This window comes from Brucella thiophenivorans (genome assembly GCF_002252445.1).
Lineage (GTDB): Bacteria > Pseudomonadota > Alphaproteobacteria > Rhizobiales > Rhizobiaceae > Brucella > Brucella thiophenivorans.
Window position 1 is genome coordinate 373,092 of the sequence record NZ_NNRJ01000019.1, and the last position, 14,569, is coordinate 387,660.

Here is a 14,569-nt window from a genome sequence, read left to right on the forward strand (position 1 = left end):
TGAAAACCACAGTTGAAGAAGCCGGATTTCTGATGAGCCGCGAAAAATTCTACATCACTACCGCAATTGCTTACCCGAATGGAAAGCCGCATATCGGTCATGCTTATGAGTTGATTGCGACCGATGCTATGGCGCGTTTTCAGCGTCTGGATGGTAAGGATGTTCACTACCTCACCGGCTCGGATGAACATGGTATCAAGATGTTGCAGAGCGCGCGTAAGGAAGGCATCACGCCACGTGAGCTTGCAGATCGCAACACCGCTGCTTTTCAGCGTATGGGCGAGTTTCTGAACAGCTCGCACGACGATTATATCCGCACCTCCGAAGAGCGCCATTACAAGGCCAGTCAGGCGATCTGGCAGGCGATGTCGGCCAGTGGCGACATTTATAAGGGCGGTTACGCGGGCTGGTATTCGGTTCGTGACGAAGCCTATTATGGCGAAGAAGAAACCGAAGTCCGTGCCGACAATCTTCGCTATGGTCCACAGGGAACAGTGGTCGAATGGGTTGAAGAAGAAAGCTATTTCTTCCGCCTATCAAGCTATCAGGACAAGTTGCTTGAACTTTATGAAAACAATCCCGGCTTCATCATGCCTGCGGAGCGTCGCAACGAGATCGTCAGCTTTGTGAAATCTGGCCTGAAAGATCTGTCGATTTCGCGTACGACATTCGACTGGGGCATTCCTGTTCCCGGCGATGAAAAGCACGTCATGTATGTGTGGGTCGATGCGCTGACCAACTATATTACTGCGCTCGGTTATCCTGATATGACCGACGAGAAATGGGCTTACTGGCCAGCCGATGCACATATTATCGGCAAGGATATCTCGCGTTTCCATGCGGTTTACTGGCCAGCATTTCTGATGTCTGCAGGCATTCCGTTACCAAAACGCGTCTTCGCGCATGGCTTCCTGTTCAACCGCGGCGAAAAAATGTCGAAGTCTCTCGGCAATGTCATCGATCCGTTTGAACTGGTCGAACGCTACGGCCTTGATCAGCTGCGTTACTTCCTGATGCGTGAAGTGCCGTTCGGTCAGGATGGCAGCTACAGCCACGATGCAATCGTCAACCGCACCAATGCCGATCTCGCTAATGATCTTGGCAACCTCGCACAGCGTTCGCTGTCGATGATTGCAAAGAACTGCGAAGGCAAGGTTCCGGTTCCGGGTGCATTTTCAGATGCCGATAAGGCCATTCTCGATCAAGCTGATGCTGCATTGGAAACCGCGCGCAAGGCCGTCGGCGATCAGGCATTGCATATTGCACTTGGCAGCATTTTTGCAGTTGTTGCCGAAGCTAACCGTTATTTTGCAGGGCAGGAGCCTTGGGCGCTGCGCAAGACCGATCTGGAACGTATGGGCACGGTGCTTTATGTGACGGCAGAAGTAATCCGCCGCGTTGGTATCATGGTGCAGCCGTTCATTCCGCAGTCAGCTGAAAAGCTGCTCGATATTCTGGCAATCCCGGCAGATCAGCGTCAGTTTTCTGACGTGAGCGCGCATCCACTTGTTGGCGGTGCAGAACTGCCAGCACCACAGCCGGTTTTCCCGCGCTATGTGGAACCAGAAGAGCAGAACTGAGTCGAATATGCTTGTCGATAGTCACTGCCATCTCGATTTTGCAGATTTCGAGCCAGAGCGCGATGCGATTGTGCAACGTGCGCTTGATGCTGACATCAAACGTATGGTCACGATCTCAACGCGTGTGCGCAAGTTCGATACGATCCTCGCACTCACCGAGAAATACGAGAGCGTTTATTGTTCGGTTGGCACTCATCCGAACAATGCACATGAGGAATTGGATGTAACAGCCGACGATCTGGTGCGATTGGCTGAACATCCTAAAGTCGTCGCCATAGGCGAGGCGGGGCTTGATTATCATTATGATTATGCGCCGCAGGAAGCCCAGCGTCAGGGTTTCCTTGTTCATATTGAAGCCGCCCGCCGCACACAATTGCCATTGGTGATCCATGCACGCAGCGCGGATCAGGATATGGCTGATATTCTGGAAAATGAGACGGCCAAAGGTGCATTTCCTTTCATCCTGCATTGCTTCTCATCAGGCAAAGCACTGGCTGAAAAAGGCGTCGAGCTTGGCGGCTATGTGTCGTTCTCCGGCATTCTGACGTTCAAGAACTCAGCCGATATTCGCGAAATAGCGCAGATTGTTCCGCGTGAGCGTTTGTTAGTTGAGACAGATGCGCCTTATCTCGCGCCCATGCCGCATCGCGGTCAGCGCAATGAGCCGTCATTTGTGCAACACACGGCGGCGGTTCTGGCTGAAACGATTGGTGTGAGCAGCGACGAAATCGCTGACATTACCAGCGAAAATGTCTTCCGGCTTTTCTCCAAAATGCCAAAGCCAGCCGGGGAGTAGTCATCGTGAGTTCTCCTCGCAATTGTCTGCGGTTTACAATTCTTGGGTGCGGTTCTTCGCCCGGAACGCCGCGCATCAATGGCGATTGGGGCAATTGCGATCCGCAAAACCCTAAGAACAAGCGCCGTCGTGCTTCACTGCTTGTCGAGCGCTTTGATAATACTGGCAAAAGCACGGTCGTCGTCATTGATACCGGGCCGGATTTCCGCGCCCAGATGATTGATGCAAATGTGCGTTCACTTGATGCTGCCGTCTATACCCACCCACATGCTGACCACATTCATGGTATCGACGATCTGCGCACCTATGTTGTCGAGAACAAGCGGCTGATGGATGTCTATGCCAACCGGCTGACACGCAATCGACTTTATGACGCTTTCGGCTATTGTTTTGAGACGCCAGCGGGATCGAACTATCCGCCGATCTTGTCAATGCACGACATCATGGCTGAAACGGCATTCTACATCACTGGTGCGGGTGGACCGATCCACTTTGAACCATTTAGTCAGGTGCATGGCGATATTGAATCGCTCGGCTTTCGCATCGGCAATGTCGTCTATTGCACCGATGTCAGCGCGTTTCCCGACGAAAGCCTTAAACATATCCGCCATGCGGATATTCTGATTATCGATGCGCTGCAATATCGCCCGCATCCGAGCCATTTTTCGCTTGAACAGGCGCTTGAGTGGATTGAGTTTTTTGGACCCAAACGCGCAATCCTGACCCATATGCATGTGCCGCTCGATTACGACACGGTCATGCGTGAAACGCCCGATCATGTCGAACCCGGCTATGACGGGTTAAGCTTTGAAGTATCGATGGCATAAAAAAGGCCCGTTTCGGGCCTTTTTCTTTATTGGTTAGCTCGATTAGGCAACTGAACCCTTGACCGGGAACTGCATGACATTGCTTGCTTCAGCTTCTTCCTCGTCAGCTTTTGCTGACTTGTCTTCAAGCTGCAAACCGCCAGCGCGAAGCAGGTCTGAGAAGCGTCCACCGCGCGCAGCCAGTTCATCGAAGCTGCCGCGCTCGACCAGATGCCCCTTGTCCATGAACAGCACAATATCGGCAGAACGGACAGTCGACAGACGGTGCGCAATGATAAAGGTTGTGCGGTTTTGGCTCAGATCATCGACAGCCTGCTTGACCTTTTCTTCGGTCTCGACGTCGAGCGCACTGGTCGCTTCGTCAAGCACGAGGATTGGTGAGTCTTTCAGGATAGCACGGGCAATCGCCAGGCGCTGACGTTCACCACCCGAAAGCTGCGAACCGCGTTCACCGACAACTGTATCGTAGCCATTGCCTTTGGCGAGAATGAAGTCGTGGGCAGCAGCAGCCTTGGCTGCGGCATGAACCATGTCTGAAGAAGCATCTTCGTTGCCGACACGAATGTTATCTTCAACCGAACGATTGAACAGACCAGCATCCTGAAACACGGTTGCAATGGCGTGACGCAGCGAACGACGGCTGATGGTGCGTGTATCGGTGCCATCGATCAAAATGCGACCAGCTGCCGGATCAAATACGCGCTGAAGAATATTGATCAGCGTGGTCTTGCCCGCACCTGTTGGCCCAACAATAGCGACAGTCTGGCCGGGCTTCACTTCAAACGACACGTCATAAACGCCCTGACCCGAATTCGGGAACTCAAAAGTCACATTGTCGAAAACAATATCGCCCTTGACGTTTTCAAGATCGGTCGCGCCCTGTTGTTCCTGACGTTCAGCGGTCGCATCTTCCATCTCGAAGAATTCTTCAAGCTTGGCACGCGCGGTTACTGTCTGGTTGATAAAGGCGCTGATCTGGTCCAGACGACCGATCATAAGCTGTGCGAAGCCGATAAAGGCAATCACGTCACCCACGCGCATCTGACCCTTGGTCACAAAATATGCACCGAGCAGCAGCACAATAACCATCGACAGTGTCGAGGCCATGCGGTTCAAACCGCTGGCGAGCGCCCACCAGTTAAGGACTGGAAACTGAACATTTTCGAGGTTCTTGGCATATTCACGCAGCGACTTCGTTTCTGATGAAATGCGATTATAGCTCTGTACGACCGAAACGTTGCTGATTGTATCGCTTACATGCTCGAACAGCTTATGATGATGCTTTTCGACAGCGGCCTGACCGTCCTTGGTCTTGCGCATGACGAGCTGGCCAATCATCACATAGATGACGCCAAGCACGATCAACACCATGGACATGCGCATATCCATCGTCATCGCGACAGGAACAAGCGCAACCAGAGCCACAACAGTGGTCAGGTGCTGGCGCATGAATTCGAGCCACAGCGTAAAGAGCGAGTCTGTTGCACGGATCAGCGTGTGCAAGGCATTCGATGTGCCGCGCTTCTGATGCCACGATAAAGGCATGGTGATGATGCGCTCATAAGAGTCAATCATCACGCCAAGACGGCGGCGATGGGCGAGGCGGTCAGCCCCACGCGCCACAAACACCGCTGCAATGATGTTAAATCCACCAAGGGCTGCCCACATAGCGAGCTGCGTAACAATATCGCCCTTATCCGAGATAGCCTGAATGACCTGACCGAAAAGGATCGGCTCAGCCAACATAACAAGGGCAACCAATACGCTTGCAATACACATGGTGATCGTTGCAGCTTTCTCCGCCGCAAGATATTCCATGGCACGCCAGTAGATTTTGAGCAATGACACCTTAGCACTCCCGCTCGTTCTATTTCAGAAGACTACATGGTGCAGTCACCTTATTCTATCAATATGCAATGATGGCAAGAAGTGGCGAATAGGTGACAAGGTTGACCATAAATTAAAAACAGATGTAACCGAGCGTGAAGATTACAGGGCGCTTTTGTGACTACCCCTTATGCTTTTATGCCTAGTAATCCGGCGTTGGCACGTCTATTGACAGTCATAAAAGAGCGGCACGCAAGGCTTGTGCCCCAAAAAAGTATCGATCGGGTTTTTCCATGGCAGGCATTGAACAAAAAATAGTGGCTACAGACGAGGCGGGCATGCGTCTCGATCGCTGGTTTAAAGTCCATTTGCCGGGATTGGCTTTCGGTCATTTGCAAAAGCTGCTGCGTTCCGGTCAGGTCCGCGTTGATGGCGGTCGTGCAAAGTCAGACACACGCTTGCAAGCCGGACAGTCAGTTCGTATTCCGCCCATTGGTGTAGAAGAAACACCATCTGGCCCAATGACGGCTCGCACCATCCGCAGTCAGGATGACGGTGACGTTCTCAAACAGATGCTGATCTATGAGGACGAGAAGGTTTATGTTTTTAACAAACCTGCCAGCCTGGCAGTGCAGGGCGGATCAGGTCTTGTCCGCCATGTAGATGGCATGTTGGAAGCATGGCGCAATAAGCGTGGTGAAAAGCCACGGCTGGTTCATCGTATCGACCGTGATACGTCGGGATGTCTTGTTGTTGCGAAAACACGCGGCGCTGCACAGGCTTTGACCGCTTCGTTTCGCGAGCGAAGCACCAAGAAAACATACTGGGCTTTGGTGAAGGGCGTTCCGCGCAAGCGCGAAGATAAAATTTCGACGTGGCTTGTTAAAGAGCAGACACCTGACGGTGATCGTATGCGCGTCTGCCAGCATGGTGAGCCGGATTCGGATCACGCTGTGTCTTATTATAAGATCATCGAAAAAAGTGGTAATAGCCTGACATGGCTTGAGATGGAGCCATATACAGGACGCACCCACCAGCTTCGCGTTCATGCTGCCCATATTGGTCATCCGATCCTTGGCGATCCAAAATATTTTGAAGCTGACGACAACTGGGATTTCCCCGGCGGTATTCAGCGAAAGCTGCATCTGCATGCACGCCGTATCCGCATTCCCAATCCGGCTGGCGGCATCATTGATGTCACAGCGCCACTGCCGCCGCATATGGTGCAAACGTGGAACTTGCTGGGCTTCGATGAGACTGAAACGGAAGATTAAAAATGTCAGGCATGGCGGGAGGGACGACTCAAGGTCGTGCTGCATTTGATGGTTTTGCCATCGCGCTTGTCATGTTCATCATGTTCACATGGGGGCTTAATCAGGTTGCCATCAAGATAGGCAATCGTGGTTTTAATCCCATGCTTATGGCCGCCGGGCGTTCTGCGTTGGGCGGACTTTGTGTTTTCCTTTGGTGTTATTGGAAGCACATTCCGCTTTTCAGGCGCGACGGAACATTAAAGCCGGGCATTCTGGCTGGGCTTTTGTTCGGCGTTGAGTTCGTTCTGATCTTTCTGGCGATGGAACTGACAAGCGTCGGTCGCGTCGCGCTTTTGATGAATGTCATGCCGTTTTGGGTGGCTATAGGCAGCCATTTTCTCTTGGGCGAGAGGATGTCGATGCGCGCCTTCATCGGCATGTGTGTTGCATTCTTCGGTGTCGTTATCGTGTTCGCCGACAATAGCAGCCGGCCCGGACCTTACGCGCTCTATGGTGATATTCTGGCTCTGATATCAGGTATATTATGGGGCATGACAACGATTGTTATCAAACGCTCGAAGCTTGCAAGTGCTGCACCTGAAAAGACCTTGCTTTACCAGTTGGCCGTGGCTGCAATCGTGCCGTTGCCATTCATGTTTCTGAGCGGCCGATTGATCCGCGAACCTGATTTGCTTTCGGTTCTGTCATTTCTGTTCCAATCGATGTTCGTGGTGGCTGTTACCTATCCGCTGTGGTTCTGGATGATAAGTCGTTACCCCGCTTCCAAATTGTCAAACTTTGCATTTCTGACACCTGCGTTTGGCGTGTTGTTAAGCGGACTGCTACTCAATGAAACACTCGGCTGGAAAATCTTTGCAGCACTGGCTCTGATCGGACTTGGCCTTATTATTATCAACCGACGCGCAAAAGCCGGAGCAACTTAATGAAACTCGTTCTGTTTGATTGCGACGGCACGCTTGTCGATAGTGGCGACACTATCCATCATTGCATGGCTGCAAGTTTTAAAGATGCCGGACTGACTCCGCCGGAAATTGCGCAGACGCATTCGATCATTGGTCTTTCATTACCCATTGCTATTGCGCAATTGCTCGGTCGCGAAGTTGACGAACAGGCGCATTGGCTAACACAGCGTTATAAAGAAAATTTTGTAAAATACCGCCAGAACCCCAATTTTGCCGAGCCGCTTTATGACGGTATTCTGCCACTTCTGACTGAGCTTGGTAGCCGCGACGATCTGTTACTGGGTATTGTCACAGGCAAGTCGCAGCGCGGAGTACGTTCGATCTTTGAACGTCATGGGATTGGGCATCATTTCATGAGTGTTCGTACTGCCGATGATTGCCCGTCCAAGCCGCATCCAGCCATGGTGCTTGAATCCTGTGCCGAAATGGGGATAGAACCAGAGCGAACAATCGTAATTGGCGATGCGATTTACGATATGCAAATGGCCCGTTCAGCGGGTGCGCGTGCCGCGGGTGTTTCGTGGGGCTATCATAAGCCGAACGCACTGAAAGATGCAGGCGCTCATCATGTCATGAACAAGCCTGAAGAACTCCATGCGATTCTGCATGAAATGGATGCTATCGCATCCTGATCTATAACAATTGGACATTATTATGCGCGACACACTGAGCGATCCCCAAGCTGAAATGCCGATTTCGCAAACCGACCCGGTTAAGCGCTCACAGGAACTGATGCGCACACCTTTGCCGAAGCGTTTTTATGAAAAGGCCGAAGTGGCTGAGACCGAAGGCGGTTTCACTGTGCATTTGGATGGTCGCCCGGTTAAAACGCCAGCGCGTGCTGTTCTGCTTTTGCCAACAGCGGATACCGCTGAAATCATCGCTGAAGAATTTCGTGCGCAGGTAGAAGTTATCGACCCTTCCAAAATGCCTGCAACGCGTTTGGTGAACACAGCCATTGACGGCATTGCACAAGACCCACAGGCTGTATTTGAAGATATTCTGCGTTTCGCTGGCACGGACATGATCTGCTATCGCGCTGCAGGCCCGAAAGAACTGGTTGCTCGCCAGACCGAACAATGGGACCCGCTGATCGACTGGGCCGAAGGCATTGGTGCGCGTTTTGCACTCGCTGAAGGCGTGATGCATGTCGAACAGTCCCGCGAAGCAATCACCGCTTTTGGCGTGCACCTATCGGCTTTCAATAATCCAATCGCTCTGGCGTGTCTTCATACGATGACTACATTAACGGGGTCCGCATTGATCGCATTGGCAATTGCCAAAGATGAAATTACAGTTGAAGACGGCTGGAATCGTGCGCATCTCGATGAAGACTGGACGATTGAGCATTGGGGCGAAGACGCAGAAGCACATGCTCGTCGCGCGAAGCGTCATATCGAAATGACGGTGTCTGCACGTATGTTGCAGACGCTCTAATTTTTGATTAGCTAATAAATATAATATATTGATATTAATAGAAAACCCGGCTTTCGCCGGGTTTTCTTTTGCGCGCCTTATGGCACGTCGTTCCCCTCGGTAACTTGCATAAGCAGAAGGGGTGGCAATCTTTGAATGCCACCCGCGATCCTGATTAAACCGAGTAGTACATGTCGAATTCGACTGGATGTGGCGTTGTTTCGTAACGCAGCACTTCAGCCATCTTGAGTTCGATGAAGCTGTCGATCTGATCGTCTTCGAACACGCCACCAGCCTTGAGGAACTCGCGATCCTTGTCGAGCGACTGAAGGGCTTCACGAAGCGAACCGCAGACGGTTGGGATCTTCTTGAGTTCCTTTGCAGGCAGATCGTAAAGATCCTTGTCCATAGCCTGACCTGGGTGAATCTTGTTCTTGATGCCGTCAAGACCAGCCATCAGCAGGGCTGAGAAGCAGAGATATGGGTTTGCCGATGGATCAGGGAAGCGAACTTCAAGACGCTTAGACTTCGGCGACGAGCCGAAAGGAATACGGCAGGAAGCCGAACGGTTACGAGCCGAGTAAGCCAGCAGGACAGGAGCTTCATAACCCGGAACCAGACGCTTATAAGAGTTGGTCGATGGGTTGGTGAAAGCGTTTACAGCCTTGGCATGCTTGATAACGCCGCCGATAAAGAACAGGCAGTTTTCCGACAGACCAGCATATTCATTACCCGCGAAGGTCGGCTTACCGTCTTTCCAGATCGAGAAGTGGACGTGCATACCCGAGCCGTTGTCACCGAAGATTGGCTTTGGCATGAAGGTTGCAGTTTTGCCATAGGCGTTAGCAACCTGATGCACGACATATTTCTGGATCTGCATCTTGTCGGCATTGCGTACAAGCGTGTCAAATTTCGTGCCCAGCTCGTGCTGCGCCGAAGCCACTTCGTGGTGATGCTTTTCAACGGTCACGCCCATTTCGGTGAGAACGGTGAGCATTTCAGAACGCATGTCCTGAAGGCTGTCTACTGGTGGAACCGGGAAATAACCGCCCTTTACGCGTGGACGATGGCCCATATTGCCGGTTTCATAATCGGTGTCGTCGTTCGACGGCAGTTCGGTCGAGTCGAGCTTGAATCCTGTGTTGAATGGATCAACCTTGAACTTCACGTCGTCAAATACGAAGAATTCAGCTTCCGGGCCGACATAAACAGTGTCGCCAATACCAAGCGACTTCATATAGGCTTCAGCCTTCTTTGCAGTCGTGCGTGGATCGCGGCCATAAGCTTCGCCCGAAATCGGATCAAGAATGTCGCAGAGAATGACCAGCGTTGACTGAGCGAAGAATGGATCGATATGTGCGGTTTCTGGATCAGGCATCAGAACCATGTCGGATTCATTGATGGCCTTCCAGCCGCCAATCGAAGAACCGTCGAACATGACGCCGTCTTCGAACATTTCTTCGTCTACGAGGCCAATATCCATCGTAACGTGATGCAGTTTGCCCTTAGGGTCTGTGAAGCGGAGATCAAGAAACTTAACGTCGTTGTCTTTGATCTGTTTCAGAATGTCATTGGCAGTCGTCATTTTAATATCCTGTTTGCACGACGATGTTCGGTAGGCTGGTTTTATCAGATCGCATCCACGCCGGATTCACCGGTACGAATGCGGATAACTTCTTCGATATTGGAAACGAAAATCTTGCCGTCACCAATGCGCCCTGTCTGGGCTGCCTTGCGAATAGCTTCAATGGCGCCATCGACGGTTTCATCGGCGACGATAACTTCGACTTTCACCTTGGGAAGAAAATCGACGACATATTCCGCACCGCGGTAAAGCTCCGTATGGCCTTTCTGTCGGCCAAAACCCTTGGCTTCAATTACAGTAATACCCTGCAAACCAACTTCCTGAAGGGCTTCCTTCACTTCATCGAGCTTGAAAGGCTTAATGATGGCTTCGATCTTTTTCATCAGAGAATGGTCTCCGCTCTTGTTCGGAAATGGGCATCGTGCCCGTTTCGCTGATATAGAAGCATGAACTGTGCCAACTCGATAAGTGCTGGCCATTTTTTTTTAAGTTCTGCATAGTTTCAGGCAAATTTTCCCGAAATTTATGCATAAAACTTAGTGTGACGCCCGCTAATATGGACGCTAGCGCATTTTAAATGATTTCAGAAGTCCAACTTTCTTTGCCACAGAGTGGCATTTTTATTGGCATTCAAGCAAGGCGGTCTGCATGAAAGATTTTCGATAGAGCTTTGACAGGATGTCTGGTGATTAAAAAATAGACAAAATGCCGTGAACTTAATCAGACTTGCATCTAAGTGAATGGCGCGCAATTAATCACGCAACGATTAAGGGGAAGGGTGAGCCATGCTGGAACTGCTGACACCGGAGCAAATGTCACGGGCAGATCGAATAACAATCGATAGCGGCGCGCGTGACGGCTTTTCCCTGATGTTGGCAGCGGGCCATGCGGTGGCAGATGTCGCCCAGCGTATGTTTAAGGTCAAAGGCTCTATAGCTGTTCTTTGCGGCCCCGGAAATAACGGCGGTGATGGTTATGTGGCAGCGCAATTGCTTGTCGAGGCTGGGTACAGTGTCATGTGTTTCGGCACAGCCCAGCCGCGTCAGGGAACTGACGCGATGCGTGCACTGCTTTTTTATAAAGGCGAGGTGCGGCGCATCAGTGCATTTGCCGCCAAAGACTTCGTTGGCATTATTGATGCAATTTATGGTGCGGGTCTGGCGCGACCAGTCGAAGGTGCTGAGGCGCACGCGATTGAATCCGTTAATGCATTGAATATTCCGGTGCTGGCGGTCGATTTGCCAAGTGGCATATCTGGCCGGAACGGGCAGGTTTTAGGCACCGCAATTGCTGCGACATCAACCATAACTTTTTTCCGCAAAAAACCGGGACATCTTTTGCAGCCGGGCCGAGCGCGTTGCGGCGTGTTGCATGTTGCCGAAATTGGTATTTCCGATGATGTGCTTAAACAAATCGCTCCCAACACATTTCAAAATGCACCAGAGCTTTGGCGCGAGCATCTGCCAACGCTTTCAATCAATGCGCATAAATATAGCCGTGGCCATGCGGCAGTCTTCTCTGGACCAGCGCATTCAACGGGTGCGGCACGCTTATCGGCAAGGGCAGCGGCGCGCAGTGGTGCGGGGGCGGTGACATTGCTTTCGCCACCCGATGCAGTCCAGACCAATGCTGCGCATCTGACCAGTATCATGCTGCGTGAAACACGCAGCATGAAAGATGTCGAAGCTTTTTTGATTGATAGAAAAGTGGCGGCTTGCGTGCTTGGGCCCGGCTATGGCAGTCCATCATTCGCCAGAGATCATGCCTTGATGCTGTTGACAGCTGTAAATGGTCGCGCGGAACACTTCAAAGGATTAGTTCTGGATGCTGATGGCATCACGGCGTTTGAAGATAATCCAGAAAAGCTTTTCACAGCGAACAGAAATACTGATACCGCACTGGTGCTCACGCCTCATGAAGGCGAGTTTAGACGTCTATTTCCTGATATTGCAGCCGAAAACGGCACATCAAAGGTTGATAAGGCACGCAAAGCGGCAAACCGCGCCAATGCGATTGTGATCTATAAGGGGCCGGATACGGTTATTGCCGCTCCTGACGGACGCGCTATCATCAATGCGAATGGCTCACCATTTCTGGCGACAGCAGGATCGGGCGATGTGCTTGCTGGCATCGTCTGCGGATTGCTTTCACAGGGAATGCCAGCTTTCGAGGCGGCGAGTGCCAGTGTCTGGATCCATGCCGATGCGGCTCGGCGCTTCGGTCCTGGGCTTATTGCTGAGGATTTACCGGAGCAGTTGTCCGCTGTATGGAGTTCGCTCTAAGGCATGTCGCGGAAAAGTGGGAACCGGTTTTCCGATAACGATATGCGTAAAAACAAAAAGTTAAAGCGTGTTTTATGAAACGATAAAATAACAAGCGGTGGGTTCTAGCGTCCGGAAATCCGACTGTTGCCACTTCCCACATCGACTGTAACACTACCTGAAACCGACACGTCCGTATTGCCGACGCGAAAACTTTTCCAGCTCCCTGCTGGCTGACTATTGGGTTCAGGCGCAGGCGGTGGTGCTGACACGATAGGCTTTTGCGGTTTCACGCCCGGAAGTCCCGTTGGCGACGGTTCGTTTGCAAAAGCGCCTGCTGATAATGCCATTGAGAAAACAGCGGTAAACATAAGAAATTGCTTCATAATCATATTACCTTGTTTCAGACTTTATCTGCAACGGCTTCCAAAAGCTGATCAGCCATTTCAAGCGTGAATTGATCGTAATGCGAAATGACGCGGCTCGGTTCATAATGTTGGACCGGCAAATCAGTATAACCGAAATCAACCGCAACGACAGGAATGCCTGCCGCCTTTGCCGTATCAATATCCGTGCGGCTGTCTCCAACCATAATTGCGCGGTCACGGTTACCGCCTGCCTTGGCGATTGTTTCAGTCAGATGGCGCGGGTCAGGCTTACGGAATGCGAACGTGTCCGCACCACAAATTGCCGCGAAGCGATGCGCTTCACCCATTGCTGTCAAAAGCTTGACAGACAGCGCCTCAAATTTGTTGGTGCATACGGCAAGAACATATCCATCTGAAGCAAAGCGATCCATAGCCTCTAAAACACCAGGATAGAACGTTGAATCGCCAGGCATGTGCGCTGCATAATGCTCAACAAACTCCTTAACCAAATGATCGAGCTTTTCATCGTCAACCTGTCTTTGCTGTGCAGCAAAAGCCCGTTCGATCATAACGCGACCACCCTGACCGACAAAACGGCGAAGCGAATCGCGATCTGCGGTCTGCAGTCCGGAAATCGCGAGGCAGTGATTTAAACTATCCAGAAGGTCCGGTGCTGTTTCAACCAATGTGCCATCGAGGTCGAAAACAATAATGGGCTTGGAATTCGCAGCGGACATTTGGCTTCCTTCGGGAATTGATCAGTTGGGCAGCATTGCTACCCGATCTTTCAGATAGGCTCAAGTTTATGCCTTCTCAAGACGATTATGAAATAAGAGTTCATCGCAAAAATAACGATAATTTGTATTGAGAGCTTTGTCGCGCTGCTTACGCATGCTAGAGGCGTTGCCGGAGGCAGATGCAAATCTGCGGAGAAGACAGGAATTCGGGCATGGATGAAGCGCGTAAGCTGAAGATCGCCGCTGCCGCCGAGGCGTTGACACACGTCAAGGATGGAATGCGTCTGGGAATTGGTACAGGCTCCACGGCAGAAGAATTCGTACGTTTGCTCGCTGAAAAAGCGAATGCTGGTTTTAAAATTATCGGTGTTCCGACATCTGAACGCACCGCCGAGCTTTGCACCGAATTGGGTGTTTCACTTACTACTCTGGACGAAACACCGCATCTTGATCTGACCATTGACGGTGCGGATGAGGTGAATGCGGATCTGACCCTCATCAAAGGTGGCGGTGGCGCCTTGCTGCGCGAGAAGATCGTTGCGGCAGCATCCGACTCAGTTATCGTTATTGCAGACGGATCGAAGGTCGTTGAAACGCTTGGCCGTTTTCCGCTACCCATTGAAGTCAATGGTTTTGGTCTTGGCGCAACTTTACGCGCTATAGAAATAGCCGCATCACAATGCGGTCTTGCAGGTCCGTTGGTCCTGCGGTTAAAAGATGGCTCGCCATTTGTAACGGATGGTGGACATTATATCGTGGATGCATCTTTTGGCCGCATTCCCGATCCAAAGATTCTATCTGACGCTCTCTTCGCCATACCGGGCGTTGTCGAGCACGGACTTTTTATCGGACTGGCACGCGCGGCAATTATTGCAGGCGCTGACGGTATCCGAACTATGACCCGGCCTTAATCCGCCAATAAGAATTGTTTGAACG

General features: G+C 51.5%; 14 protein-coding genes. 9 read left to right on the forward strand and 5 right to left on the reverse strand.

Translation table 11 applies throughout. The features are described from left to right. Nucleotides 1–32 precede the first annotated feature (32 nt). The 3 genes from metG to CEV31_RS11355 are packed head-to-tail and all read left to right on the forward strand — an operon-like array spanning nt 33 to nt 3,203. Nucleotides 33–1,580, forward strand: coding sequence for a methionine--tRNA ligase (gene metG, locus CEV31_RS11345; RefSeq protein WP_094507343.1), 1,548 nt, complete (start codon nt 33–35; stop codon nt 1,578–1,580). Nucleotides 1,581–1,587: 7 nt separating this feature from the next. Continuing rightward, on the forward strand, nt 1,588–2,376 hold the full coding sequence (locus CEV31_RS11350) for a TatD family hydrolase (RefSeq protein WP_094507140.1): 789 nt from the start codon (nt 1,588–1,590) through the stop codon (nt 2,374–2,376). Nucleotides 2,377–2,381: 5 nt separating this feature from the next. After that, nucleotides 2,382–3,203: an MBL fold metallo-hydrolase gene (locus CEV31_RS11355; RefSeq protein WP_094507141.1), complete on the forward strand. Its 822-nt coding sequence runs from the start codon at nt 2,382–2,384 to the stop codon at nt 3,201–3,203. 42 nt (nt 3,204–3,245) lie between these two features. Here the strand turns inward: CEV31_RS11355 and CEV31_RS11360 are convergent, their stop codons facing one another. After that, nucleotides 3,246–5,051, reverse strand: a complete 1,806-nt coding sequence (locus CEV31_RS11360) for a glucan ABC transporter ATP-binding protein/ permease (RefSeq protein ID WP_094507142.1) — start codon at nt 5,049–5,051, stop codon at nt 3,246–3,248. 272 nt (nt 5,052–5,323) lie between these two features. Between CEV31_RS11360 and CEV31_RS11365 the strand changes: the two genes are divergently transcribed. Genes CEV31_RS11365 through CEV31_RS11380 form a run of 4 tightly spaced genes read left to right on the forward strand, consistent with a single transcriptional unit; the run spans nt 5,324 to nt 8,703 of the window. Beyond that, a complete protein-coding gene (locus tag CEV31_RS11365; RefSeq protein ID WP_094507143.1) occupies nt 5,324–6,304 on the forward strand; it encodes an RluA family pseudouridine synthase in 981 nt (326 codons plus the stop codon). Nucleotides 6,305–6,306: 2 nt separating this feature from the next. After that, nucleotides 6,307–7,227 (forward strand): DMT family transporter, encoded by a 921-nt coding sequence (locus tag CEV31_RS11370; RefSeq protein WP_094507144.1) that lies wholly within the window; start codon nt 6,307–6,309, stop codon nt 7,225–7,227. Beyond that, nucleotides 7,227–7,898, forward strand: coding sequence for an HAD-IA family hydrolase (locus CEV31_RS11375; RefSeq protein WP_094507145.1), 672 nt, complete (start codon nt 7,227–7,229; stop codon nt 7,896–7,898). The genes CEV31_RS11370 and CEV31_RS11375 overlap by 1 nt, the downstream gene beginning before the upstream one ends. 22 nt (nt 7,899–7,920) lie before the next feature. Then, nucleotides 7,921–8,703: an ATP12 family chaperone protein gene (locus CEV31_RS11380; protein WP_094507146.1), complete on the forward strand. Its 783-nt coding sequence runs from the start codon at nt 7,921–7,923 to the stop codon at nt 8,701–8,703. Between the two features lie 154 nt (nt 8,704–8,857). On the opposite strand, the gene glnA is transcribed toward CEV31_RS11380, so the two are convergent. After that, the gene (gene glnA, locus CEV31_RS11385; RefSeq protein WP_094507147.1) at nt 8,858–10,267 is read right to left on the reverse strand and encodes a type I glutamate--ammonia ligase; all 1,410 of its coding nucleotides are present in this window, start codon (nt 10,265–10,267) and stop codon (nt 8,858–8,860) included. Nucleotides 10,268–10,311: 44 nt separating this feature from the next. Continuing rightward, nucleotides 10,312–10,650 carry a P-II family nitrogen regulator gene (locus CEV31_RS11390; protein ID WP_007874909.1) on the reverse strand — a complete coding sequence of 113 codons (339 nt, stop codon included), beginning with the start codon at nt 10,648–10,650 and terminating at the stop codon, nt 10,312–10,314. A 402-nt stretch (nt 10,651–11,052) separates the two neighbouring features. Between CEV31_RS11390 and CEV31_RS11395 the strand changes: the two genes are divergently transcribed. Then, entirely contained in the window at nt 11,053–12,549 is a 1,497-nt protein-coding gene (locus tag CEV31_RS11395) for an NAD(P)H-hydrate dehydratase (protein WP_094507148.1), read from the forward strand. Nucleotides 12,550–12,653: 104 nt separating this feature from the next. Here CEV31_RS11395 and CEV31_RS11400 read toward each other — a convergent pair whose 3' ends face one another. Both CEV31_RS11400 and CEV31_RS11405 read right to left on the reverse strand, forming a co-directional pair. After that, nucleotides 12,654–12,920, reverse strand: a complete 267-nt coding sequence (locus CEV31_RS11400; protein ID WP_374846876.1) for a hypothetical protein — start codon at nt 12,918–12,920, stop codon at nt 12,654–12,656. An 11-nt stretch (nt 12,921–12,931) separates the two neighbouring features. Next, a complete protein-coding gene (locus tag CEV31_RS11405; protein ID WP_094507149.1) occupies nt 12,932–13,633 on the reverse strand; it encodes an HAD family hydrolase in 702 nt (233 codons plus the stop codon). A 212-nt stretch (nt 13,634–13,845) separates the two neighbouring features. On the opposite strand from CEV31_RS11405, the gene rpiA reads away from it, so the two are divergent. Then, nucleotides 13,846–14,544: a ribose-5-phosphate isomerase RpiA gene (rpiA, locus tag CEV31_RS11410; RefSeq protein ID WP_094507150.1), complete on the forward strand. Its 699-nt coding sequence runs from the start codon at nt 13,846–13,848 to the stop codon at nt 14,542–14,544. Nucleotides 14,545–14,569: the final 25 nt, after the last annotated feature.

Bases quoted from the DNA above. Each gene is read 5' to 3' on its own strand.
- CEV31_RS11375 (WP_094507145.1), top strand. From the start codon at position 7,227: ATGAAACTCGTTCTGTTTGATTGCGACGGCACGCTTGTCGATAGTGGC.
- rpiA (WP_094507150.1), top strand. From the start codon at position 13,846: ATGGATGAAGCGCGTAAGCTGAAGATCGCCGCTGCCGCCGAGGCGTTG.
- CEV31_RS11380 (WP_094507146.1), top strand. From the start codon at position 7,921: ATGCGCGACACACTGAGCGATCCCCAAGCTGAAATGCCGATTTCGCAA.
- glnA (WP_094507147.1), bottom strand. From the start codon at position 10,267: ATGACGACTGCCAATGACATTCTGAAACAGATCAAAGACAACGACGTT.
- CEV31_RS11370 (WP_094507144.1), top strand. From the start codon at position 6,307: ATGTCAGGCATGGCGGGAGGGACGACTCAAGGTCGTGCTGCATTTGAT.
- CEV31_RS11365 (WP_094507143.1), top strand. From the start codon at position 5,324: ATGGCAGGCATTGAACAAAAAATAGTGGCTACAGACGAGGCGGGCATG.
- CEV31_RS11390 (WP_007874909.1), bottom strand. From the start codon at position 10,650: ATGAAAAAGATCGAAGCCATCATTAAGCCTTTCAAGCTCGATGAAGTG.
- CEV31_RS11395 (WP_094507148.1), top strand. From the start codon at position 11,053: ATGCTGGAACTGCTGACACCGGAGCAAATGTCACGGGCAGATCGAATA.
- metG (WP_094507343.1), top strand. From the start codon at position 33: ATGAGCCGCGAAAAATTCTACATCACTACCGCAATTGCTTACCCGAAT.
- CEV31_RS11405 (WP_094507149.1), bottom strand. From the start codon at position 13,633: ATGTCCGCTGCGAATTCCAAGCCCATTATTGTTTTCGACCTCGATGGC.
- CEV31_RS11350 (WP_094507140.1), top strand. From the start codon at position 1,588: ATGCTTGTCGATAGTCACTGCCATCTCGATTTTGCAGATTTCGAGCCA.
- CEV31_RS11400 (WP_374846876.1), bottom strand. From the start codon at position 12,920: ATGATTATGAAGCAATTTCTTATGTTTACCGCTGTTTTCTCAATGGCA.